Annotated in this window: 18 protein-coding genes; 11 read left to right on the forward strand and 7 right to left on the reverse strand. The window is 65.3% G+C overall.

What is annotated here, in order from left to right:
* Positions 1-147: 147 nt before the first annotated feature.
* Genes rfbA through rfbC form a run of 4 tightly spaced genes read right to left on the reverse strand, consistent with a single transcriptional unit; the run spans position 148 to position 3650 of the window.
* Positions 148-1020: a glucose-1-phosphate thymidylyltransferase RfbA gene (rfbA, locus tag V5F74_RS13525; protein WP_029558766.1), complete on the reverse strand. Its 873-nt coding sequence runs from the start codon at positions 1018-1020 to the stop codon at positions 148-150.
* Positions 1017-1979 (reverse strand): dTDP-4-dehydrorhamnose reductase, encoded by a 963-nt coding sequence (gene rfbD / locus V5F74_RS13530; RefSeq protein ID WP_081837740.1) that lies wholly within the window; start codon positions 1977-1979, stop codon positions 1017-1019. The genes rfbA and rfbD overlap by 4 nt, the downstream gene beginning before the upstream one ends.
* Positions 1976-3061 (reverse strand): dTDP-glucose 4,6-dehydratase, encoded by a 1086-nt coding sequence (rfbB, locus tag V5F74_RS13535; protein WP_029558764.1) that lies wholly within the window; start codon positions 3059-3061, stop codon positions 1976-1978. Before rfbB ends, rfbD begins: the two co-directional genes overlap by 4 nt.
* Before the next feature lie 4 nt (positions 3062-3065).
* Positions 3066-3650, reverse strand: a complete 585-nt coding sequence (gene rfbC / locus V5F74_RS13540) for a dTDP-4-dehydrorhamnose 3,5-epimerase (RefSeq protein ID WP_029558763.1) — start codon at positions 3648-3650, stop codon at positions 3066-3068.
* Positions 3651-3884: 234 nt separating this feature from the next.
* On the opposite strand from rfbC, the gene V5F74_RS13545 reads away from it, so the two are divergent.
* A complete protein-coding gene (locus tag V5F74_RS13545; RefSeq protein WP_245279409.1) occupies positions 3885-5030 on the forward strand; it encodes an AGE family epimerase/isomerase in 1146 nt (381 codons plus the stop codon).
* A gap of 31 nt (positions 5031-5061) precedes the next feature.
* On the opposite strand, the gene V5F74_RS13550 is transcribed toward V5F74_RS13545, so the two are convergent.
* The gene (locus tag V5F74_RS13550) at positions 5062-6519 is read right to left on the reverse strand and encodes a mannose-1-phosphate guanylyltransferase/mannose-6-phosphate isomerase (RefSeq protein ID WP_051679281.1); all 1458 of its coding nucleotides are present in this window, start codon (positions 6517-6519) and stop codon (positions 5062-5064) included.
* 85 nt (positions 6520-6604) lie between these two features.
* Complete coding sequence (locus tag V5F74_RS13555; RefSeq protein WP_250165702.1) at positions 6605-7924, reverse strand: UDP-glucose dehydrogenase family protein; 1320 nt, start codon at positions 7922-7924, stop codon at positions 6605-6607.
* A gap of 926 nt (positions 7925-8850) precedes the next feature.
* On the opposite strand from V5F74_RS13555, the gene gmd reads away from it, so the two are divergent.
* The 9 genes from gmd (at position 8851) to V5F74_RS13600 (ending at position 21076) form a co-directional block, all read left to right on the forward strand.
* The gene (gene gmd / locus V5F74_RS13560) at positions 8851-9933 is read left to right on the forward strand and encodes a GDP-mannose 4,6-dehydratase (protein WP_029558759.1); all 1083 of its coding nucleotides are present in this window, start codon (positions 8851-8853) and stop codon (positions 9931-9933) included.
* A gap of 1 nt (position 9934) precedes the next feature.
* Positions 9935-10891 (forward strand): GDP-L-fucose synthase, encoded by a 957-nt coding sequence (fcl, locus tag V5F74_RS13565; RefSeq protein WP_029558758.1) that lies wholly within the window; start codon positions 9935-9937, stop codon positions 10889-10891.
* A gap of 38 nt (positions 10892-10929) precedes the next feature.
* Positions 10930-12198 carry a WcaI family glycosyltransferase gene (locus V5F74_RS13570; protein ID WP_394008550.1) on the forward strand — a complete coding sequence of 423 codons (1269 nt, stop codon included), beginning with the start codon at positions 10930-10932 and terminating at the stop codon, positions 12196-12198.
* A 246-nt stretch (positions 12199-12444) separates the two neighbouring features.
* Positions 12445-13929 (forward strand): hypothetical protein, encoded by a 1485-nt coding sequence (locus V5F74_RS13575; RefSeq protein ID WP_394008552.1) that lies wholly within the window; start codon positions 12445-12447, stop codon positions 13927-13929.
* A 55-nt stretch (positions 13930-13984) separates the two neighbouring features.
* Positions 13985-15739 carry a hypothetical protein gene (locus tag V5F74_RS13580; RefSeq protein WP_394008554.1) on the forward strand — a complete coding sequence of 585 codons (1755 nt, stop codon included), beginning with the start codon at positions 13985-13987 and terminating at the stop codon, positions 15737-15739.
* A gap of 72 nt (positions 15740-15811) precedes the next feature.
* On the forward strand, positions 15812-17275 hold the full coding sequence (rfaE1, locus tag V5F74_RS13585) for a D-glycero-beta-D-manno-heptose-7-phosphate kinase (RefSeq protein ID WP_029558754.1): 1464 nt from the start codon (positions 15812-15814) through the stop codon (positions 17273-17275).
* Between the two features lie 133 nt (positions 17276-17408).
* Positions 17409-18401 carry a glycosyltransferase family 9 protein gene (locus V5F74_RS13590; RefSeq protein WP_394008556.1) on the forward strand — a complete coding sequence of 331 codons (993 nt, stop codon included), beginning with the start codon at positions 17409-17411 and terminating at the stop codon, positions 18399-18401.
* 73 nt (positions 18402-18474) lie between these two features.
* Entirely contained in the window at positions 18475-19761 is a 1287-nt protein-coding gene (locus V5F74_RS13595; protein ID WP_051679279.1) for a lipopolysaccharide biosynthesis protein, read from the forward strand.
* Positions 19762-19876: 115 nt separating this feature from the next.
* Entirely contained in the window at positions 19877-21076 is a 1200-nt protein-coding gene (locus tag V5F74_RS13600) for a glycosyltransferase (protein ID WP_394008558.1), read from the forward strand.
* An 84-nt stretch (positions 21077-21160) separates the two neighbouring features.
* Here V5F74_RS13600 and V5F74_RS13605 read toward each other — a convergent pair whose 3' ends face one another.
* Entirely contained in the window at positions 21161-21649 is a 489-nt protein-coding gene (locus V5F74_RS13605; RefSeq protein WP_394008560.1) for a disulfide bond formation protein B, read from the reverse strand.
* A gap of 336 nt (positions 21650-21985) precedes the next feature.
* On the opposite strand from V5F74_RS13605, the gene irrA reads away from it, so the two are divergent.
* Positions 21986-22471, forward strand: a complete 486-nt coding sequence (irrA, locus tag V5F74_RS13610) for an iron response transcriptional regulator IrrA (RefSeq protein WP_197023077.1) — start codon at positions 21986-21988, stop codon at positions 22469-22471.
* Positions 22472-22482 lie beyond the last annotated feature (11 nt).

The raw sequence follows: 22482 nt of genomic DNA on the forward strand, positions 1-22482 counted from the left end.
AAGGGCGGCGCGCCGGAACGGCGAGAACCCCGCAAAGCTCAAGGGAAGACAGCCCCCACCCTACAGGATGCGGCCGCGCTTCAAAAGTGCGGCGGGTGTCCGCAGGCCGCGCGGGCCTTCCACCCGTCCCCTCAACCCGTCCCTTGGTCAGGCGGTGCCGGCGGCCACGCGCGCCAGATACTGGCCGTAGCTCGATTTGGCGAGGTCGTGCGCCCGCGCCTCCAGACCGGCCCGGTCGATGAAGCCGGCGCGGTAGGCCACTTCTTCGGGGGAGGAGATACGCAGGCCCTGCCGCTTTTCCAGGATCTGGACGAACTGGGCGGCCTCCACGAGGGAATCCGGCGTACCGGTGTCGAGCCAGGCAAAGCCTCGGCCCATCATGGCCACGCGCAGCTCGCCGAGTTCGAGATAGGCCTTGTTGACGTCGGTGATCTCGATCTCGCCACGCGGGGAGGGGGCGAGGTTCGCGGCGATGTCCACCACGCGGTTGTCGTAGAAATAAAGGCCCGTCACCGCGAGGTTGGATTTCGGAGCCTTCGGCTTCTCCTCCAGCGACAGAACCTTGCCGGAAGCGTCCATCTCGGCCACGCCATAGCGCTCGGGGTCCTGGACCGGATAGCCGAACACGGTGGCCCCCGTCTCCCGCCGCGCCGCGTCGGCCAGAAGCTCGGGCAGGCCATGGCCGAAGAAGAGGTTGTCGCCGAGCACCAGGGCCACGCGGTCGTTGCCCACGAACTCGCGGCCGACGATGAAGGCGTCGGCGAGGCCGCGCGGATGCTCCTGCACCGCATAGGTGAGGTTGATGCCGAACTGGCTGCCGTCCTTCAGCAGTGCCTGGAACAGCGCGGCATCGTGCGGCGTGGTGATGATCAGGATGTCCCGGATGCCCGCCATCATCAGCGTGCAGAGGGGATAATAGATCATCGGCTTGTCGTAGACCGGCAGCAACTGCTTCGAGACGACGAGCGTGATGGGATGAAGCCGGGTGCCGGAACCGCCGGCCAGAATAATACCCTTCACGATGCTTCCTCGGATTGCGGCGCGGGAATTGCGGATGAGGGGGCGGCCGCCTTCTCGGGCTCCGAAGCCTCCGGTTGGGGGGCTTTGGCGAGAAGCGCATCCACCACCTCGCGGGCGCGCTGCTCCCACGGGGCGGCACGCACGCCAAAGGTGCGCTCGAACAGGTCGCTGGCCAGTTCCGAATTCTTCGGGCGGCTGGCGGGCGTGGGATAATCGGCCGTGGTGATGGGGGTCACCTCCGGCCTGCGGCCGGTGTGGGGTTCGGCCGCCGCCACGATGGCGCTGGCGAAGCCGTGCCAGGTGGTCACGCCGCGTCCGGCGAAATGGTAGGTGCCCCAGCGGGCATCGCCCTGGGCGGCCGCAAGCGCCGCGGCGAGCACCGCCTCGGCGAGGTCGCGCGTGGCGGTGGGGCAGCCGCGCTGGTCGGCCACCACCCGTAACTGGTCGCGCTCGCCGGCGAGGCGCAGCATGGTTTTCAGGAAATTGTTGCCGTGAGCGCCGTAGACCCACGAGGTGCGCACGATCACATGGCGTTCGTGCGCGGCGCGCACCGCCGCCTCACCGGCCGCCTTGGTGCGGCCGTAGACACCGAGCGGCGCCACCGGGTCCGCCTCCACATAGGCGCCGCGCTTGGTACCGTCGAACACGTAGTCCGTGGAGATATGGATGAAGGGCGTGCGATAGCGGGCGCACCGCTCGGCGATGAGGCCGGGCGCGAAGGCGTTGATGCGGGCGGCGAGGTCCGGCTCGCTCTCGGCCTTGTCTACGGCGGTGTAGGCCGCCGCATTGACGAGCGCATCCGGCCGCGCGGCCTCGAGCGCACGCGCGACGGCGACCGGATCGGAAATGTCGAGGTCGGCATGGCCGAGGGCGATAAGATCGATCCCCCGCTCACCGGCCAGCGTAGCCGTTTCGCGTCCGAGCTGCCCCCCGGCACCGAACAGAAGAATGCGCGTCAAGATGCGAGCCCCAGTTTCGTGCCGGCCGCCGGTGCCTTGTCTAGCCCCAGCCGCTGGCCCTGATAGCGCTGGCGCAGCGGTTCCCACCACGGACGGTTGGCGAGATACCAGCGGATGGTCTTTTCGAGACCCGTCTCGAACGTCTCCCGCGGCGACCAGCCGAGTTCGGCCTTCAGCTTGGAGAAGTCGATGGCGTAGCGCGCATCATGGCCGGGCCGGTCGGTGACGAAGCGGATCAGCCCCTCACGCTTTCCGATGGCGGCATCCGGCACGATATCGTCGAGGATGGCGCAGATGGTGCGCACCACGTCGATGTTCCGCCGCTCGCAGGCGCCGCCCACATTGTAGCTCTCGCCCGGACGGCCCTTGGTGGCGATGAGGAACAGGGCCTCCGCGTGGTCCTCCACGAACAGCCAGTCCCGCACATTCTCGCCCGTGCCGTAGACGGGCAGCTCCGCGCCTTCCAGCGCGTTCAGCGTGACGAGGGGGATGAGCTTCTCGGGGAAGTGGTACGGCCCGTAATTGTTCGAGCAGTTCGACATCACCGCCGGCAGGCCATAGGTGTGGAACCACGCCCGGACCAGATGGTCGGAGGCCGCCTTGGAGGCGGAGTAGGGGGAGTTGGGCTGGTAGGGGGTGTCCTCCCGGAACAGCCCCTCTGCGCCGAGGCTGCCGAACACCTCGTCGGTGGAGATGTGGTGGAAGCGGAAGGCCTCCTTCTGCGGTCCCGGCAGCGTCCGCCAGTAGCGCAGGGCCTCCTGCAGCATGGTGTAGGTGCCCACCACGTTGGTGGAGATGAAGTCACCCGGCCCGTCGATGGAGCGGTCCACGTGGGACTCCGCGGCGAGGTGCATCACGAGGTCGGGCTTGAAACCTTCCAGCGCGGCACGCACGGCACCGGCATCGCAGATGTCGGCCTGCACGAAGGCGTAGCGCGGATTTTCGGCCACCGGCGCGAGGGAGGCGAGGTTGCCGGCATAGGTCAGCTTGTCGAAGTTCAGGACGTCGTGCCCGAGCCCCACAAGGTGTCGCACCACCGCCGAGCCGATGAAGCCCGCGCCACCCGTCACCAGCACCCGCATGAAGCTACCTTTCGTTCGCCGCCGTCCCCTGATAGGCGAACGGGCTGTCGAAATCCTTGAGGCGGGGCAAGACGCGATCCTTGTCCGAGAGGATCTTCTCGCCGTCACCCAGGGTCCAGTCGATGGCAAGGTCGGGATCGTCCCAGATGATCCCGCATTCGCTCGCCCGGTCGTAGACCGCGTCCACCTTATAGGCGACGCGTGTGTCCGGCGCGAGGGTGCAAAAGCCGTGGGCAAAACCCTGAGGTATGTAGAGCTGCTCGCCACCCTCGGCGGTAAGGCGCGCGCCGGCCCAGCGGCCGTAGGTAAGAGAGCCCTTCCGCACGTCGACCGCCACGTCGTAGATGGCACCGGAGAGCACCCGCACCAGCTTCGCCTGGGCGAAGGGGGGAGCCTGCATGTGCAGTCCACGGATGGTGCCGACCTGCGCCGAAAGGGACTCGTTATCCTGCACGAAATCCGCGCCGATCCCGTTCGCCGCATATAGGGGCTTCACATAGGTCTCGCAGAAATAGCCCCGCGCATCGCCGAAGCGGCGCGGCTGGACGAGGATGACGTCGGGCAGGCCAAGCGGGAGGAATGCCGTCACAAGCGTATCCACCTTTCCAACGACCGGATGGAATCGGGCTCGCCTCGCGACAAGGCCGCATCGGCGCGTGCTCTAGCACAAGGGCCGGGCCGTGAGAACACGAGGCCCCGGCCGGGTTCCGACGCCTGAGGGCAAGAGGAGATACAATTTGTCGCTGCAGTGCGATAAGGGCAGAAATGGCGACGTCCGGATCGGGGCGTCAAGATCAGCCACTGCGGACATTGGGGAATCGCAATGATGCTTGAGGCCGAAGCTCGCTGGGCGCGTGAATGGCTGTTCGATGCCGCACTGCCGCTCTGGTGGCAGGTGGGGGCGGACCCGGCAGGCGGCTTCTTCGAAAAGATCGCGCTTGATGGAAAGCCGGTCATCGCGCCGCGCCGCCTCAGGGTTCAGACCCGACAGACCTACGCCTTCATCGAAGGCGGACGGCTGGGCTGGCAGGGGCCGTGGCGTGAGGCGGCAGAGCATGGCCTCTCCTTCTTCATGAGCTATTACCGGCGCGCGGACGGACTCTTTCGCTGCCTCGTGGCGCCGGATGGTCGTCCTCTGGACGACACGGCCGACCTCTACGATCAGGCATTCGTGCTGTTCGCCCTTGCCCATGCCCGAGGGGCCGGATTGGGTGACGCCGATCTGCTCGCGGCGGCGCGCGCGCTGCAGGGGGAATTGACCGCACAGCGTGCGCATCCCCTGTTGGGTTTCGAGGAAGCAAGCCCCCGCGTCCTGCCGCTGCGCTCCAATCCGCACATGCACCTTCTGGAAGCCCAGCTCGCGTGGGTCGCGGAGGGGATCACCGAGCCCTTCGAAGGTGTCGCGCGTGCGATCGTCGAACTCGGCGCGACCCGCCTCCTGGACCCGCAGACCGGCGCGATCGGCGAATATTACGACGGGGACTGGAAGTTCGCGGAAGGCGCGCCGGGCGCCGTGCGCGAGCCGGGACACCAGTTCGAGTGGGCCTATCTGTTCCGCCACGCCGGCGATCTGCTCGGCGTCGATCACCGTGCCGCTTCGGACCGGCTCTATGCCTTCGGTAGCCGCTTCGGCATCGCCCCGGATCGCCGCGCGGCGATCTTCGCCGTGGATGCGGCGGGAACGCCGACCGATCCGCGCGCCCGCCTGTGGGCACAGACGGAGCGCCTGCGGACCGCGCTGGTGTTTGCGGCGGCGACCTCGGATGCGCAGGCGCGGGAGGCCTTCGTTGCCGATGCCCGCGAGGCGTTCGAGGTTCTGAAGGTCTATCTCGACGTGCCAGTGACCGGGCTGTGGCGCGATCAGTGGCTGGCTGATGGCGCCTTCCTGGAAGAGCCGGCGCCCGCCTCGTCCTTCTACCACATCCTCTCGGCCTTCGTGGTGCTGCTGAAGGCGGGCGGTCTGGCCTAAGCCGGGCCGCCACCGCTCTTGGGACCAGCGCTCAGGCGCGCTGGTAGATGTCCTCGAAGCGGGTGATGTCGTCCTCGCCGAGATAGGAGCCGGTCTGGACCTCGATGAGTTCCAGCGGGATCTTGCCCGGATTCCTGAGGCGATGGACGGTGCCGATGGGCAGGTAGGTGGATTCGTTCTCGTGCACCATGAAGGTGCGGTCCTCCAGCGTGACCTCGGCTGTGCCGTGCACCACGACCCAATGCTCGGACCGGTGGTAGTGCTTCTGCAGCGAGAGCACGCCGCCGGGCTCGACCACGATCTTCTTCACCTGGAAGCGTTCGCCTTCGCACACGCTCTCCAGTGTGCCCCAAGGCCGGTGCACCGTGAGGTGCTCGTCGACCTCCCGGGGATTGCGTGTCTTCAGCAGGTTGACGAGGTGCTTGACGTCCTGGCTGCGGCTGGAGGGCATGACCAGCACGGCGTCATAGGTCGCGATGACGGACAGGCCATCGATCCCGATGGCGGTCACCAACGGGCCGTCGGAACGGACATAGGAATTGGAACTGTCCAGCAACTGGACCGACCCCACGGTGACGTTGCCGCTCTGGTCCTGTGCGCCGATCTCGTACAGTGCGTCCCATGCCCCCACGTCCGACCAGCCGAAGCTGCCGCGCACCACCGCCGCAAGGCGCGTGCGCTCCATCACGGCGAAGTCGATGGACTTGGCGGGGGCCGACTTGAAGGCCACCGGATCAAGCCTCAGGAAGCCGACGAGGTCCATCTTGGCGTTCGCCACGGCCGAGTTGACGGCCGCCGCGATGGCCGGCTCGTAGCGCTCGGCCTCCTCCAGAAGGAGACCGGCGGGGAAGAGGAAATTTCCCGAGTTCCAGAGGTAGCCCGCCTGGACATAAAGCTCAGCGGTGGCGCGATCCGGCTTCTCGACGAACGAATCCACCTCATAGGCGCCGAGCGGGTCCAACTCAGTGCCCAGCCGGATGTAGCCGTAGCTGGTGCGCGGTTCGGAGGGGGAGATGCCGAACGTCACGATGCGGCCGAGGCGCGCGATCCGCGCCCCGAGTTGCACGGCTTCCCGGAAGGCGGCCGTGTCCTGCACCACGTGATCCGAGGCAAGGGCAAGGACCAGCGTCTCGGGCCCATGCGTCTCGGCCACATGACGCGCGGCCGCCAGAAGAGCCGGCGCGCTGTCGCGCCGGGCAGGCTCCAGCATGACGGTGGCATCGATGCCGATCTCGCGCGCCTGACGTTGCGCGAAGAAGCGAAACTCCTCGTTGGCCACCACCACCGGAGGGCCGAAGAGGTCGTCGGGCGCCGACCGCAGCAGGGTATCCTGGTAGAGCGTGTGGTTGGACGCCAGCGGCAGGAACTGCTTCGGCAGGCTGTTGCGCGACAGCGGCCAGAGGCGTGTTCCCGATCCTCCGGCCAGGACGACCGGAATGATCTTCCCGGCGGCTGCGTGGGGGGGCTCGGGTTGGGCTTGGCTTGTCATGGAAGGCGCCTGATGTTGAATCGAGGCAGTTTACCGCAAGGTGGCCGCCCGGTGCACAAAGAGTGCGACCGGGCGCCAATGCTGCTCAGGCGTCCGCGACGGTACGGCGTCCGATGCTGGAATAGCGGAAACCAAGGCTTTCCATCTCGTCCGGGCGATAGATGTTGCGCAGGTCGATCACCACCGGCTGCGCCATCATGCCGTGGATCCGCTTCAGGTCGAGGGCGCGGAAGGCGTCCCACTCGGTGACGATGACCAGGGCGTCGGCGCCCTCGGCAGCATGATAGGGGTTGTCCACGTAGGTGACGTTGTCGAGGACGAGCTTGGCCTGCTCGATGCCCTCGGGATCATGCGCCTTGATGACCGCGCCGCCGTCCTGGAGCGCGGTGATGATGGCGATGGAGGGGGCATCGCGCATGTCGTCGGTGTTGGGCTTGAAGGTGAGGCCCAGCACGCCGACGGTCTTGCCGCGCACCGAGCCGCCCAAAGCCTCGGTGACCTTGCGGGCCATGGCGCGCTTGCGCTGGTCGTTCACCGCAACGACGGTCTCGACGATCCGCACGGGCGCGCCATAGTCCTGCGCCGTCTTCATGAGGGCGAGGGTATCCTTCGGGAAGCAGGAGCCGCCATAGCCCGGGCCCGCATGGAGGAACTTCGAGCCGATGCGGTTGTCGAGGCCGATGCCGCGGGCCACGTCCTGCACATTGCCGCCCACCTGCTCACAGAGATCGGCGATCTCGTTGATGAAGGTGATCTTGGTGGCGAGGAAGGCATTGGCCGCATACTTGGTCAGCTCGGCGGTGCGGCGCGAGGTGAAGAGCAGCGGCGACTGGTTCAGGAAGAGCGGACGGTAGAGCTCGGTCATCACCTGGCGGGCGCGTTCGTCCTCGGTGCCCACCACGATGCGGTCGGGGCGCTTGAAATCGGTGATGGCGGCGCCTTCGCGCAGGAACTCCGGGTTGGAGACGACGGCGAATTCCGCCTCTGCGCGCGTTTCGCGGATGATGCGCTCCACCTCGTCACCGGTGCCCACCGGCACCGTGGATTTGGTCACAACGACCGTATAGCGGCTGATGGCGCCGGCTATGTCGCGCGCGGCCTGATAGACGTAGGAGAGGTCGGCATGACCGTCACCGCGGCGCGAGGGCGTACCGACCGCGATGAAGACGGCATCGGCGTCCGCGACGCCCTCCGCCAGGCTGGTTGTGAAATCGAGCCGCTCAGCCTTCACGTTGCTTGCGACAAGCTCGGCGAGGCCGGGTTCATAGATCGGAATCTCACCCTGTTTCAGGGCCTGGATCTTGCCAGCATGGGTGTCGACGCAGGTGACGGTATGGCCGAAATCCGCAAAACACGCACCCGAGACCAAGCCGACATACCCTGCCCCAATCATCGCAATACGCATGATGAGTCTTCCCGATCAGGATTTCGCTTGCCTAAACAGCGGCGCTTTATGCTGATTACGTTCATTGCAGTGAATTCTCAATGACGTTTTTGCAGCGCGGGATAAGCTCTGGGTTCGGGCGGTCGGTGGAGGCCGCTTCTCCTCGCGCTAGCCGGCGCCTTCAAGTGCTCGGCGATCACGGCATCGCGGCGATCCGCTCCGCGAAGAGCGGGGCGGCGCACATGCTGCGGATATTGTGACGGCAACCTTTTTCCGCATTTTGCGAGAAGAGGTCGACCATGGGTTGCCGGATGGCAGACTGGTATAATTTGCCGGCTACTGACGCATTGCGTGGCAGTTCGGCCGGCCGCGCGAATCGTGACCCGGATCAAATTTTGCGTTGCAATAAGGGGGGATGCTTTGTATTGCATTGCATAGCTAGGACTGTCACGACGCAGGGAGATTTTCCGCTGCCTTAAGTTGTGGGCATCGCCTTTTGTACTCCTGAGATGGGTGTTGCAAGCTTTGGGCGTGTGAAGCTCGCCTACCGCTGGTATTGCAAGGTCGAACTCGGCTGCCGAAGGCGATGGGGGCGATTTTGTCTTGAGTTTTCTTTGTCTCGGATACTCCTCGCGGGATGTCGTTCCCATAGGGCGCTTTTGGCTTCCTCGCAGCCTCCGCTCTCTGCGGCCTCGCCTGCATCGCGCTCGCGTGTTTTCGAGGTCCTGTCGGTATTGGTGGCTTGGTATCGGCCAGGCGAGTTCGGTCGTTGCTGCCGCAAACCGTTAAAGTGATTTGTTGAATGCGGCCCGCAGGCGCAATCGCGCTGCGAGGGGCCGGGACGGGGCTTCATCCTGCGGATTTGGGTGGGGTCTTGTGGTGTGGGGCGGATGGGGTTGAGCGGCTTCGTCCTGCTTCGGGGGTGACGCTAGTTTATGAGGCGATTCATGTCTGTGCAGGTTCCGTCGAACGGAAAAGTTGCTCTTATCACCGGCGTGACGGGTCAGGATGGGGCCTATCTATCGGAATTGCTGCTGTCCCAGGGCTATGTCGTTCACGGCATCAAGCGGCGCTCGTCGTCCTTCAACACCGGCCGCATCGAGCACATCTACCAGGACCCCCACGAGGGCGACGCCCGCTTCATCCTGCACTACGGGGACATGACCGACTCCACCAACCTGATCCGGGTGGTGCAGCAATGTCAGCCGGACGAGATCTACAATCTTGCCGCGCAGAGCCATGTGCAGGTGTCGTTCGAGACGCCGGAATACACCGCGAACGCCGACGCCATCGGCGCGCTGCGCCTGCTGGAGGCGATCCGCATCCTGGGGCTCGAAAAGAAGACTCGCTTCTATCAGGCCTCCACGTCCGAGCTGTATGGACTGGTGCAGGAAGTGCCGCAGTCCGAGACCACACCCTTCTATCCCCGCAGTCCTTATGCGGCGGCCAAGCTCTACGCCTACTGGATCGTGGTAAACTACCGCGAGGCCTATGGCATGCATGCCTCCAACGGCATCCTGTTCAACCATGAGAGCCCGCTGCGCGGCGAGACCTTCGTCACCCGCAAGATCACCCGCGCGGTCGCCGCGATCAGCCACGGGAAGCAGCAGAAGCTCTATCTCGGCAATCTCGACGCCAAGCGCGACTGGGGCCATGCGCGCGAGTATGTCCGCGGCATGTGGCTGATCCTCCAGCAGGAAACCGCGGACGACTATGTGCTTGCCACCGGCGAGACCACGGAGGTCCGCAAGTTCGTGGAATGGGCGTTCGAGGACGTGGGTCTCCATCTGGAATGGCGTGGCAGCGGCGTCGACGAGAAGGGCTACGACAAGGCGTCCGGCCGCTGCCTCGTGGAGGTGGACCCGCGCTACTTCCGCCCGACCGAGGTGGACCTGCTCATCGGCAACCCCAAGAAGGCCCACGAGAAGCTCGGTTGGACCCACGAAACCTCCGTGCGCGATCTGTGCCGCGAGATGGTCCAGGAGGACCTGAAGGTGATGCAGACGGCGACCGTCATGAAGGAAGCCTGACATGGCATCCTACGCGCTCCAGGGGAAAAACGTCTGGGTGGCCGGCCATCGGGGCATGGTGGGGTCGGCGATCGTTCGGCGGCTCGCTTCGGAGGGGTGCAACATCATCACCGCGTCGCGCGCCGACGTGGATCTGAAGGATCAGGCTGCCGTTCGCGCCTTCGTCGAGCGGGTCCGGCCGGACGCCGTATTCCTTGCCGCGGCGAAGGTGGGCGGCATCCTCGCCAACGACACCTATCCGGCCGATTTCCTCTACGACAACCTGATGATCGAGGCGAACATCATCGAGGCGTCCCATCGTTTCGGTGTCGAGAAGCTGCTGTTTCTCGGCTCGTCGTGCATCTACCCGAAGATGGCGCCGCAGCCCATCACCGAGGACTCGCTGCTGACTGGTCCGCTGGAGCCGACCAACGAATGGTATGCGGTCGCCAAGATCGCCGGCATCAAGCTGGCGCAGGCCTATCGTCGCCAGCACGGCAGCGACTTCATCTCGGCCATGCCCACCAATCTCTACGGGCCTGGCGACAATTTCGATCTCAATTCCAGCCATGTGATGCCGGCCCTCATCCGCAAGGCGCACGAGGCGAAGCTGCGCGGCGACAAGGAGATCGTCATGTGGGGCACGGGCACGCCCCGCCGCGAGTTCCTCCACGTGGACGATTGCGCGGACGCCTGCGTGCTGCTGATGAAGACGTATTCGGGCGACACCCACATCAACGTGGGCTCTGGAGAGGACGTGACCATTCTCGAGCTGACCCGCACGGTCTGCGACGTCGTCGGCTTCACCGGAGAGATCGTGCACGACCTGTCGAAGCCTGATGGCACGCCGCGCAAGCTGATGAGCGCGGATAGCCTCCGGGCATTGGGATGGACGCCGTCCATCCCTCTGCGAGAGGGCATCGCGGCGAGCTATCGCTGGTTCCTGGAGAATCAAGGCGAGCTCAGGGCCGCGAGCTGAAGCGGCGGCGAGCGGCGCAGGTCATGGACGGATTTTGAATGGGCAAGCTTCTCGTCTCGGCCATGAACCACGCACCGGAACTCACCGGCTGCGGTAAATACACCGGAGAGCTGGTGGCGCTCATGGTCCGCCGTGGCCATGAGGTTGAGGTGGTGACTGCACCGCCCCATTATCCCGGCTGGACGGTCAAGGCGCCTTATCGCAACCGCTACTCCACCGAAGTGTTGGACGGCGCGCGCCTCTATCGCTGCCCTGTCCTGGTGCGCGCCGCCATGGGCGGCGTGTGGCGGCTGATTGCGCCGATGTCGTTCGCGCTCACTTCGGCTCCCGTGACGCTGTGGCGGGCCCTGAGCCGTCGGCCGGATACCGTTCTGTCTATCGAGCCGACCCTGTTTGCGGCTCCGTTCGTGCTGCTTTCGGCTTGGCTCGCCGGCGCGCGCACCGTGCTCCATGTACAGGATCTCGAGGTGGACGCGGCCTTTGCCGTCGGGCACCTCGGCGGGGCAGGGGGGCTGAAGCGCCTCGCTGCCGCCTTCGAGCGGTTCTGCCTGTCGCGGTTCGACACCATCGTCACGATCTCCCAGCGCATGGCGGAGAAGATCGCCGAGAAGGGCATTCCCGAGGAGCGCATTGCATTGGTGCGCAACTGGGTGGATCTCGGTCACATCCGCCCGTCGCCGACAGATCGTGCCTATCGCGAGGAACTGGGCCTGCCGCGTGATGCCTTCGTGGCGCTCTACTCCGGCAACGTCGGCCCCAAGCAGGGGCTCGACGTGGTGGTCGAGGCGGCGCGGCTGCTGGCGGACAGGAACGACATCGTCTTCGCCATCGCCGGCGAGGGGCCTTCCCTGGAAGGCTTGCGGCGTCAGGCCGCGGACCTCCCAAATGTGCGTTTCCTGCCCTTCCAGCCCTATGCACGCCTGTCGCAATTCCTGAGCGTGTGCGACCTGCATCTTCTGCCTCAGCAGGCGAGCGCGGCGGATCTGGTGCTGCCGTCCAAGCTCGGCGGCATGCTGGCGAGCGGGCGGCCGATCCTGGTCACCGCGGAGCCCGGCACCGAACTGGCAGACTTCCTCGCTGGGGCCGCCACCCTCGTGAGCCCGGGAGACGCCAGGGCGATGGCCGATGCCGTGCGGCGCCATCAGTCGGGCAGCCTGCCCGACACGAGCGTGCGGTGTGGTCAGCTTGCCGCGACATTGTCCGAACAGAGCGCGATGGATAAACTCGAAGACCTGTTGATGCCGGCAGGAACCGGCGATCGTCAACGTGATGCCCGTAGCGAACGGGATAGCCCGCACAGCGCGTGAAGCAGCCGTGCTGCCGCACGTGCAGGCGCCAAGACAGGTTGCGTGATTTCGGCGGTGAACGGCCCTACGGTTGCATTAAGGCGTCGCGCGTTGCCATGCCTCGGTTTGGGACACTTTCGGGGTAGGTGTGTGATAATATTGAACGTTGTATCTCGTTTCGTAAGTGGTGCTTGTCTCGGCTCCATGCCGGGCGTTGCAATCATCTACTGAGTGTTCTGTGCCGACGGTAAGGATGGAAGGAAAATAATGAGCGCCTTTTTGCGGACGTCCTATTGGCTCGTGCTGATAGCCGGCGCGATCGCCCAGGCGTTCCTGGGAGCGGATCCGGTCGTCCTTGGCGTTATGGTGGTCATATGCTGCTTCGAGCCGGCCATCGTTCGCGGCCAGCCGATGCGCTCGTCCGACGTCATGATGCTCGGACTGATCATGTATTCCGGGTACTTTCCCATCCTCATCAAGACTGCGCTTGGACAGGCCGTTGACGAAAATCTCAGCGATCCGGTCAATTCAAGCATCGTGCATTTCCTGGGATTTGCCTCGGTTTTTGTCGGATATCTGCTTTCGTATCGGTTTACTGCGGTTTCCCCCTTCATATCCAACTTGGCGGCCGTGCTGACGGACGACAAGAAGTTGAAGGCGTGTGCGGTCGTCTGTTTCCCGATCGGTGCGGCCGTCACTGTCGCGCATATCATCTTGCGGCCGGCCGCCTCGCAGGTCTCGGTTGATGCGGGCGATTCCGTTGGCTTTCTCGGGAATTTCTCGTTTATCGCGAACTTCGCCCTTATCTGCCAGGCCGCCTACGCCTTCGGTCTGGGCGGAGGCCGGCGTCGAGGCATGGTATTCCTGAGCGTCATGTTGCTCACCTTCATGGTGTTGTCTGTGTTGGGTAACGTGAAATACATCTTTGTTTCTTGTATATTGTCGATTATTTTTATAATTATATTTTCGCGCCATACCGTAAATGTCGCGAAAGAGGCGGTCGTTGGAGCGATTATATTCTTCGTTCTCGCCTTCTATATTTCTCCTATCATCCATCTATCGAGAGATGCGTCTACCACGCAGACGATCAGTGAACGCGTTGAGCTCGCACTGGGCTGGCTGGATCGCGTGGATTACAATCCGTTCGAGCTGCAGGAGAGGGCGGAAGCGAAGCTGGCCGTGTATGGCTCCTTCCGCGATCCGTCACTGAACTATCTGTTTCCGAGCACGGCCAATCTGGATCGCTTCTGCATCATCCAGCCGGTGGATCAGGTCGTCTCCCGCTCCGAGTTTTTCGGCATTCAAGGCTTTGAATCCTTTCAGGGTCTAGCGTCGTCGATCCTGCCCTCCTTCCTCGTGGACAAGCTCGCCGCATCCAGCCCGGATTTCATCGCGTGGTATTACGGAATAAGAACTCCGGGCGTGGTCGGGCGCCCCGTCATCGGACTGACGGCGAGTTCTTTTGCCGTCGGGGGATATCCGGCTGCGATATTCCTGCCCGGGTTGATCATGTTCGGCGCCTTCTACCTGGTCAATCGCTTCTCCGGGCCGTTGAAGGGCAACGTCGTCGGCGTCTTCATGCTGGGTGTGTGCCTGGGCCTCATCGAGAAGGAGGCGGCTGAGATCATCGCCTTTTTTGCCCGTCAGTTTTTGATCGTGCTGGCATTTCTGTTCATCGTCCGGCAAGCGCTGGGCCTTGTGACGGCGCAGTCCGTGTCTGCAATGCCCACCCGAGTCTCCTTGAAACGCTGAGGGCGGTGCGGTGGCCTTTGGATCGGCAAAGCCGGGGATGGCGAGGAACGCTCAGATGTCGCTGATGAACCGGCGCACTGCCTTGGCTCTGTTGGGTGCCGGGGGGGTCCATCTCGGCCTCCGTCCGAGCCCAGCCGCTGCGTCGGATGAAATGGCGGAATGGGGCGGCATCGATCAATGGGGACCGCGCTTCCGCTGGGACGAGACCGCCGGGCTGCTGATCACCAAGGGCGGGGGACCAGGTTACGCCACCCGCACGACCAGCGCGATGATGGTCCATCCGACCCGCGAAAGCGCGACCTATGCCGTCGCGCTCGCGGACTACGGGCATCCGCGCGCGGCGGAGCGGATCAACCGGATCGTGATGCGGCTCGCCGACGAGCAGGATACCAATCCCTTCAGCCTGACGTTCGGCACGTGGCCCTGGTATGTCGAGGAACCGCTCTCGGAAATGCGGCCGCCGGACCTCAACTGGGCCAATTTCATCGGAGCGCGGCTGTGCGAGCTGCTGTGGGACCACGGCGGGCTGCTCACCCCCGAAGCTCGCTCCAAGGCGAATTTCGTCCTGCTCAACGCCTGTGCGTCCATCATGCGGCGGAACGTTGGCCTCGACTATACTAACGTCGCGGTGATGGCGATCCGGGTGACCGGTATGGCAGGGCACCTGCTGAACATGCCGGAACTGACCAGCTATGCCGTCACGCAGATGCAGCGCTTCAGTGCCTATACGCGGCAGCAGGGCGGCCTGACTGAATACAATAGTCCAGTCTACACGGTCCTTGCGCTGACGGAGCTCGAGGCGATCGTCTACTACCTTTCTGACGAGCGGATCCATCGCGACGCGTCGGCCCTTTGGCGCGAGACCTGGGAAACCGTCGCCTTCCATTTCCATCCACCGACCCAGCAGTGGGCCGGGCCGCACAGCCGGGCCTATATGGACCTTCTCGCCACCGAGGGCTGGCCCATGGTGGAGGAGCGGATCGGGCGCGATGTCCCCGCGCGGTTGCGCGCATTGCAGCGCCCCCCCAAATACTCGATCCCCTGCCCGGAGGATTTGAAGGTCTATTTCACCGATGCGGCGCCGCTCCCCCGCACCGTGCGAGAGCGCTACCGTCGCTTCGCCGACAATGGCGACGAGATCTGGGGCACCACATGGCTGGCTCCGGAAGCCTGCCTCGGCAGCGCATCCATCGCCATGTGCTGGGCGCAGGCCCACCCGGTGATCGGATATTGGAAGGGCGGCGCCAAGCCGGTCGTCTTCCGCGCCCGGGTCATGAAGGACAAGTTCGATTTCGCCTCCTTCGGCATGCGCGCGACCCAGAGCGAAGGCCGGGTGCTCGTGGCGGCCTATCCGCTCGTCGACGCTGGCGATCGATTTCCCAACATGTTCCGGTCGAAGGACGGATACGAGGGCTCCGAGCTGCGATTCCGCTTCACCGTGCAGGGGGCAGGGGCCCAGGCGCGGCGGATCGCCGACGACAAGATCGAGCTGAGCGCCGGCGGTTGGAAGGCCGTGGTCTCCACCGGACCTTGTCGCTATGACGGGCGCGATGTCACCGGCCAGTGGACCGCCCGAACCGAGGGAGATATCGCCCTCGCCGAAGTGCCGGTGCCGCTCGCGGGGCGGATCAAGCCCGAAGAGCTTAAGGATACGCTGTTTTCTGCGGGGGTGTCCGTCGTGCCGGTCGCCGAGGTCGCCAATCCGCCGGCCGTTACGGTCGGCGAGGCGCACGACGCGCGGGTGGCTTCCAAATCGCTGAGCTGGGGGGATTTGCGGCTGGTCTCGCCTGCCGTTCCGGTATCGAGATGATCCGTCCCGACCGCCGAATGCAGATCGGGATTGCATCTTCTGAAATGGTTCTAATCGCCGTGAGGAGGCGAGATGTCCGTTATTGATCAATTCGCGGGCGTGCGTGTGCTGTGTCTCGGTGACGTCATGCTTGATCGCTTCGTCATGGGGGCCGCGCGCCGCATTTCGCCGGAAAGCCCGGTGCCGGTGCTGTCGGTGACAGGCAGCACCACCATCGCCGGCGGCTCGGCAAACGTGGCGCGTAACATCGCCTCCCTGGGGGGCCGGTGCACGCTGGTCGGCGTCATCGGGGCCGATTCCTGCGGCGCGGAACTCAAGCGCATCCTCGATGAGACGCCGGGCGTCGCGTCGACCTTCGTGGAGGTGCCGCAACGTCCCACCACCGAGAAGATCCGCTTCGTCGCCCAGGGCCAGCACATGCTGCGCTCGGATAGCGAGGACAATTCGCCCGTTGCGCCGGACGTGGAGGAGGCGATCGTCGCCCGGATCGCTGCGGCGCTGCCGGAGCACGATGTGGTGGTGCTCTCGGACTACGCGAAGGGCGTTCTGACGACGGACGTGATCCGGCGGGTGGTCGAGCTGGCGACACGGCGCGGGGCCCCCGTCATTGTCGATCCCAAGAGTTCGGACCTGGCGCGCTATGACGGGGCGACCCTGGTCACGCCCAATCTGCACGAGACTTACCTTGCGACCGGCATCCAGGGGGACGACGATGCGTCGGCCGTGGCGGCGGCCCGCAAGGTGCTGGCCGGCACCACGATCGGGGCGGTCCTCGTGACCCGCTCGGAAAAGGGCATGACGCTGGTGCAGCGCACCGCCGAGCCAGTGCACATCCCCACGGCCGCCCGCGAGGTGGCCGACGTGGTGGGTGCCGGCGATACAGTCATCGCGGCCCTCTCGCTGGTGGTCGGTGCCGGTGGGGACCTGCAGGAAGCGGCCTATATCGCGAATGCTGCTGCCGGCGTGGTGGTGGGCAAGCGCGGCACTGCCACCGTCTCGCGCGATGAACTCCTCGCCGAGCTGGACCGGCAGAGCTACACGGACGGGAACCCGTCCTCAGCCAAGGTCGTCTCGCGCGCGGAGGCGGCGGCGCAGGTCGCGGCCTGGCAGCGCCACGGGCTTGCGGTTGGCTTCACCAATGGCTGCTTCGACATCGTCCATGTGGGGCATGTGGGCATCATCGAATTCTCCCGGGCCCATTGCGACCGCCTCGTGGTCGCGGTGAATTCGGACGCTTCGGTGAAGCGGCTCAAGGGGCCGAGCCGCCCGGTCAACGGCGAAATGGATCGGGCGCAGGTGATTGCGGCCCTCGGAGCCGTCGACCTGGTGGTGGTGTTCGACGAGGACACGCCCAAGGAGATCATCGAGGAACTCCAGCCGGATGTTCTCGTGAAGGGGGCAGACTATCAGGTCTCGGAGATTGTCGGCGCCGACAGCGTGCTCGCGCGAGGCGGCCGGGTGCTGCGCTTCGAGCTCGTTCCCGGGCGCAGCACCACCAAGGTTATCAGCCGCATGACCGAGGGCGTCAGCGCCTGAACGGCTCATTCCCGCTCGGCCCGCCGGTTCGCCGCGCGGGCCGGCGCCTTCCCCCTTCCGCCCGCGACATCGGCATCTCGCTAGCCGCCCGGCTCAAGTGGCCGCCTCAATTCTCGACAGGGTCACGTCTTCGATGAAGCGCCTGATCATCTACCGGCTCGGAAGTCTCGGCGACACCATCATCGCCTTACCCTTCTTCCGGCGTGTCGCCGAACTCTATCCCGACCACGAGCGCATCGTGCTGACCAATGTGCCGGTCTCGTCCAAGGCGGCCCCGCTGCTGTCGGTTCTGGGGACCGAAATCGTGCATGGCGCGCTGTCCTATCCGGTGGGCACGCGCAGCCCGGCCGCCTTGTGGGACTTGCGCCGTCGGCTGATGGCACTCGGCGCGGATACAATGATCTACATGATGCCTTCACGCGGGGTCGTGAACGTCTACCGAGACCTGCTGTTCTTCAAGCTGTGTGGCTTCCGCAGCATCATCGGGGTTCCCTACACTCGCGACCTCGACACCTGCCGCATCTCCCCGCAGACCGGTGAGGAGGAGCCGGAATGTGAGCGCGTCGGCCGCGCGCTCGCAGCGCTCGGCCCGGTGGATCTGCACGATCCCGCCAATTGGGATCTGGCACTGACGCCCGGCGAGCTCGCCGCGGGCCGCGGGATCGTGGCGCCCATCGCAGGCGTGCCATCCATCGCGATCAATATGGGCGGCAAGGCGGCGCAGAAGGACTGGGGCGTCGACAATTGGCGCAGCCTGCTCGGCGAGATCAGCCAGAAGCATCCAGGACATGGCTTGCTGGTGGTGGGGGCCGCCGAGGACTCGGCGCGCGTGGACGCGATACGCGACGTCTGGCGCGGGCCGCTGATCGACGCCTGCGGTGCTCTCGCTCCCCGTGAATCGGCGGCGGCGATGCAGACCGCGCAGCTTTTCATCGGGCACGATTCAGGGCCGTTGCACCTTGCCTCGGCGGCAGGCGTGCCCTGTATCGGGCTGTTCGGCGATTTCAACCGGCCGCGCAAGTGGCATCCCTATGTGGGCCGGAACCGCACGATCCATGACATGCGGGGGGTGAGGGCGATCACCGTCGATCAGGTGGTTGCGGCGGTGGCGGAGCAAATTGGCTGATGCACCAGACTTCGCACTTCCGGTCCCCAGCGTCTTTCCCGGTGCCGAGCGGCTGCGGGAGGCTCTTTCAGGCATGAGCCGCATTCTGTCGTTCCGGCGGGTCGGGTTGACCTTCTCCGCCCAGATCTACAACCAGATCGTGATACTCGGCGTGCAGCTGGTGCAGGTGCCTTTCCTGCTCGCTGCATGGGGTTCCGAGCGTTACGGCGGCTGGCTCGTGCTTTACGCGGTGCCAAGCTACCTGACACTAACCGACCTCGGTTTCACCTCGGTTGCCAAGAACCAGATGGTGATCCACGCGGCGAAAGCGGACCGAACCGGCGTGCTGCGCGTGTACCACAGCGTGTTCGCCCTTCTGCTGGTGGCGACGGCCGTCATTCTCGGCGCCTGCATTCTGGGCGTGGAATCGGTCTCGCTCACGACGACTTTCGCCCTCGGGCCGCTGAGCGAGAGTGAGGCCAAGCAAACCATCCTGTTCCTCGTCGGGAGTGTGGTCTGCTACCAGTTCCTGCTGCTGTTGGGCTCTGGCGTGCGCGCCAGCGGCAGGCCGGCCGCCGAAGTCATCGCGGCAGCGACGGCGCGCCTGCTCGAGGGCGTTGCGACCGTGGCGGTCGCGCTGGTTACGACGCGTGTGGAACTGGCGGCACTCGCCGTGCTGATCACGCGGATCGGAATGGTCATTGGCGTGTGGACATGGCTCAGGATCGTCGCGCCGGAAATCCGGCTTGGCCTGAAGAACGCACGCCTGGACGAGATCCGGCGCATGGCGAATCCCTCCTTCAGCTACATGCTGCTCGGGCTCGCGCAGGCCATTGCCATCCAGGGACCTATCGTTCTCCTCGGCGCACTGGCGACCACGCAGGAGACCGTGCTCTTTTCCACCTCGCGCACGCTGGCGCGCATGGGCACGTCTGCGGCGAACCTCGTCAACTTTTCCTTCGCGCCGGAGTATTCGCGCATGCACGGCGAGGGCAACCGATCCGCCTTCGCCCGCCTGCGCAAGATTCACGTGCTCATCGGTTTGGTGGGCATCCCCGCCTACGGCATCGGGCTGTGGGCGCTCGGCCCCTTCATCATGGCGCTGTGGACCCACGGCCATGTGGCCGTGGTCTATCCTTTCTTTGCGCTGATGAACGGGGCTGTGGCGGCAGAAATGCTGTGGGGCTGCCTGTTCACGCCCATCGCCGCCATCAACCGCCATGTGCGGCTGTCCTACATCTTTGTCGGCTTGACGATGGTTTGCGCGGTGCTGGCCTACAGCTGGGCCGTGTCGTGGGGCGCGACCGGGGTGGCCGCAGCCTTGTTGCTGCTGCATGTCGCCATGTCGGTGCTCGTGTTGCTGCTGCGGCCGCGGGGATGAATGCGTGCCTCATGACGCGGCCTTTGCACGGGTGCGGCGGCGATGGGGATATCGGGATTGCCGGCAGCCGCGTCGTGCGCGGCGCCGGCTCCAAACACGAGGGGTCGGGGGCTCCATGAAAAAGCGGCTGAGAATCATCGCGGGAGTCAATCCGAGCGAGGGCGGCCCCATCGAGGGCATCCGGCAGCAGGCTCCGTTCCACGCGGCGGCGGGCATCGAGGAGCATGTGGTGTCCCTCGACCCGCCGGATGCGCCATGGGTGCAGAACTTCCCCCTCACCGTGTTTGGCCTCGGCGAGCCCCTTGGTTCGGTGCCGGAATGGAAGCGGCGCCTGCCCTGGCGCCGGTACGGCTATCGCCCCGCACTGTTGCCGTGGCTGAAGGCCCATGTGCGGGACTATGACGTGGTGACGGTCCATGGGCTGTGGAACTACTCCACCATGGCGGCACGGTTGGCGCTCGTCGGCTCGGGCGTGCCCTATCTGGCCCAGACGCACGGCATGCTCGACCCGTGGTTCAAGCACAATTTCCCGGTCAAGGCCGCGGGCAAGCAGGCGTTCTGGCTGTTCAACGAGGGGCCGCTCCTGAACAATGCGGGCTTCGTGCTGTTCACCACCGAGGAGGAGAAGATCCTCGCCCGCGAGTCGTTCGGTCCCTATCGGGTGAACGAGCGCGTGATCGCCTATGGCACGTCCGACCCTGGCCCGTTCAAGCCCGAGCACGCGGAGGCCTTCCGCGCGGCGGCACCGAAGCTGAAGAAGCCCTATCTCCTGTTCCTCAGCCGGGTTCACCCCAAGAAGGGCTGCGACCTGCTCATCGATGCCTTCGCGGATGTCTGCCGCGACCGTGACGACCTGGATCTCGTCATGGCGGGGCCGGCCTCGGACGAGTATCTCGCCGAGTTGAAGGCCCAGGCCGCGCAGAAGGGCATTGGTGACCGGATCCACTGGCCCGGCCTGCTGCGGGGGGATGCCAAGTGGGGTGCGTTCCATCAGGCGGAGGCATTCGTGATGCCCTCCCATCAGGAGAATTTCGGCATCGTCGTCGCCGAGGCGATGGCTTGCTCGAGGCCGGTGCTCATCACCAACAAGGTGAACATCTGGCGCGAAGTCACCGCCAGTGGCGGCGGCCTCGCGGAAAACGACGATCTGGCCGGCACCGCCCGTTGCCTTGCCGCATTTCTTGAGATGCCGCCCGAGGCCCGCGCCCTCATGGGCGCCCGCGCGCGGGAGGCATTCCTGCGGCATTTCCAGGTCAGTCAGTCAGCAAAGGATGTCAACGCGGCGTGCCTCGACGCCATCGCCAGCCGCACCTGAGGTCCCGGAGCTGGCCTACTGCCGCAGAATGCCGACAGCATTCCCCGCCTTCGTGAAACGGGGACTGCTCTTTTCGAGGCCCGGTCAGGCCTTGCGACGGGTCGTCGCGCCGCCAAACCCGACCACCGCCAACCCCAGCGCGATCAGAGCATTCCAACCCGCCATGGACAGCCCGAACATCCGCCACGCCGCTTCGTCGCAGCGGGGCACGCGGGCGCCCTTGAGGGCGGAGAGGACATTGCTCGTCGCCACCGGGGCGCCGGTGCAGGCCGTGGGGCCGGTCCAGAACTGCCACTCGATGCCGGCGTGGTAGACGGCCAAGCCGGCGTTCGCCAGCATGGCCGCACCCAGCAGGGCGAGCAGGACGCGAGCCGGTCCGGACCGGTCGGTTCGGGCGAGGAAGAAGGCAATCAGTCCCAAGGGGATAGCAGCATAATAGGCGATGCGCTGGTCGAGGCAGAGGGGGCAGGGCGCCAGCCCCACGACCAGCTGGAAATACCAGGCAGCGCTGAGGGCCATGACAGAGCCCGCCACCAGCAGCAGGGACGCGGTTTCCTTCGTGGTCGGATACAAGGCAGGCTCCGTTCTCGGTCGGCGGCAAGGTCCCGCGATAGCTTGGGCGAGGCGTCATTGTCCATGCGCTGTGCGTTGATTGACGCTCATGTGACCGGGCCTGACGCAAGGTTCGATGGTGCGCCCCTACCTTGGAAATATTCTTACTCACCCCCTCCCGTATGGCGCTGCTGTGCAGCATGGGGTATAAATTTGCTAGTCGTCTTCGGAGGCATTCGCATTGCGTTTCCCTCGGCGGCGCATATTTTGGTTTTAGCTACGAAGATTGCAGCCGAAATGACCGAGATGCCCCGCGCCCGTACCACCTTCAGCACCTCCTTCTCCCAGGGCGGTGACATGCAGGTTGAACCGATCCTTCCCGTTGCACAGCTTCGGGATGTGAATACGGCGCGTCGCACCGGCTGCCCCTTCCACGACGTCCGCGAGATGCTGAAGGAAGTCGGCTTGCGGCCGACCCGCCAGCGCTTGGCCCTCGGCTGGCTGCTGTTCGCCAAGGGCGACCGGCATGTGACGGCGGAAATCCTGCACGAGGAAGCCATCAAGGCGCGCTTCCCGGTCTCGCTCGCCACCGTCTACAACACCCTGCACCAGTTCACGGAAGTGAGCCTGCTGCGCGAGGTGGCGGTGGACGGCTCGAAGACCTATTTCGACACCAACGCCTCCGACCACCACCATTTCTTCGTCGAGGGCCAGAACGACCTCGTGGATATCCCGGCCGCTGACGTGGCTGTGAACCTGCTGCCCGAGCCGCCGGAAGGTTATGAGGTGGCGCGCGTGGACGTGGTCGTCCGCCTGCGCCGCAAGGGCACGAATCGCGCCTGATTCGCTTCTTT

Origin of the sequence: Xanthobacter aminoxidans, assembly GCF_043193615.1 — a bacterium.
In the GTDB taxonomy this organism is placed as follows: Bacteria; Pseudomonadota; Alphaproteobacteria; order Rhizobiales; family Xanthobacteraceae; genus Xanthobacter; species Xanthobacter aminoxidans.

What these genes read in the sequence shown, in the direction of transcription:
- V5F74_RS13580 (WP_394008554.1), top strand. Translation starts at nt 13,985, where the DNA reads ATGTCGCTGATGAACCGGCGCACTGCCTTGGCTCTGTTGGGTGCCGGG.
- V5F74_RS13550 (WP_051679281.1), bottom strand. Translation starts at nt 6,519, where the DNA reads ATGACAAGCCAAGCCCAACCCGAGCCCCCCCACGCAGCCGCCGGGAAG.
- rfaE1 (WP_029558754.1), top strand. Translation starts at nt 15,812, where the DNA reads ATGTCCGTTATTGATCAATTCGCGGGCGTGCGTGTGCTGTGTCTCGGT.
- V5F74_RS13545 (WP_245279409.1), top strand. Translation starts at nt 3,885, where the DNA reads ATGATGCTTGAGGCCGAAGCTCGCTGGGCGCGTGAATGGCTGTTCGAT.
- fcl (WP_029558758.1), top strand. Translation starts at nt 9,935, where the DNA reads ATGGCATCCTACGCGCTCCAGGGGAAAAACGTCTGGGTGGCCGGCCAT.
- V5F74_RS13570 (WP_394008550.1), top strand. Translation starts at nt 10,930, where the DNA reads ATGGGCAAGCTTCTCGTCTCGGCCATGAACCACGCACCGGAACTCACC.
- rfbB (WP_029558764.1), bottom strand. Translation starts at nt 3,061, where the DNA reads ATGCGGGTGCTGGTGACGGGTGGCGCGGGCTTCATCGGCTCGGCGGTG.
- V5F74_RS13600 (WP_394008558.1), top strand. Translation starts at nt 19,877, where the DNA reads ATGAAAAAGCGGCTGAGAATCATCGCGGGAGTCAATCCGAGCGAGGGC.
- gmd (WP_029558759.1), top strand. Translation starts at nt 8,851, where the DNA reads ATGTCTGTGCAGGTTCCGTCGAACGGAAAAGTTGCTCTTATCACCGGC.
- V5F74_RS13575 (WP_394008552.1), top strand. Translation starts at nt 12,445, where the DNA reads ATGAGCGCCTTTTTGCGGACGTCCTATTGGCTCGTGCTGATAGCCGGC.
- V5F74_RS13595 (WP_051679279.1), top strand. Translation starts at nt 18,475, where the DNA reads ATGAGCCGCATTCTGTCGTTCCGGCGGGTCGGGTTGACCTTCTCCGCC.
- V5F74_RS13590 (WP_394008556.1), top strand. Translation starts at nt 17,409, where the DNA reads ATGAAGCGCCTGATCATCTACCGGCTCGGAAGTCTCGGCGACACCATC.
- V5F74_RS13555 (WP_250165702.1), bottom strand. Translation starts at nt 7,924, where the DNA reads ATGCGTATTGCGATGATTGGGGCAGGGTATGTCGGCTTGGTCTCGGGT.
- irrA (WP_197023077.1), top strand. Translation starts at nt 21,986, where the DNA reads ATGCAGGTTGAACCGATCCTTCCCGTTGCACAGCTTCGGGATGTGAAT.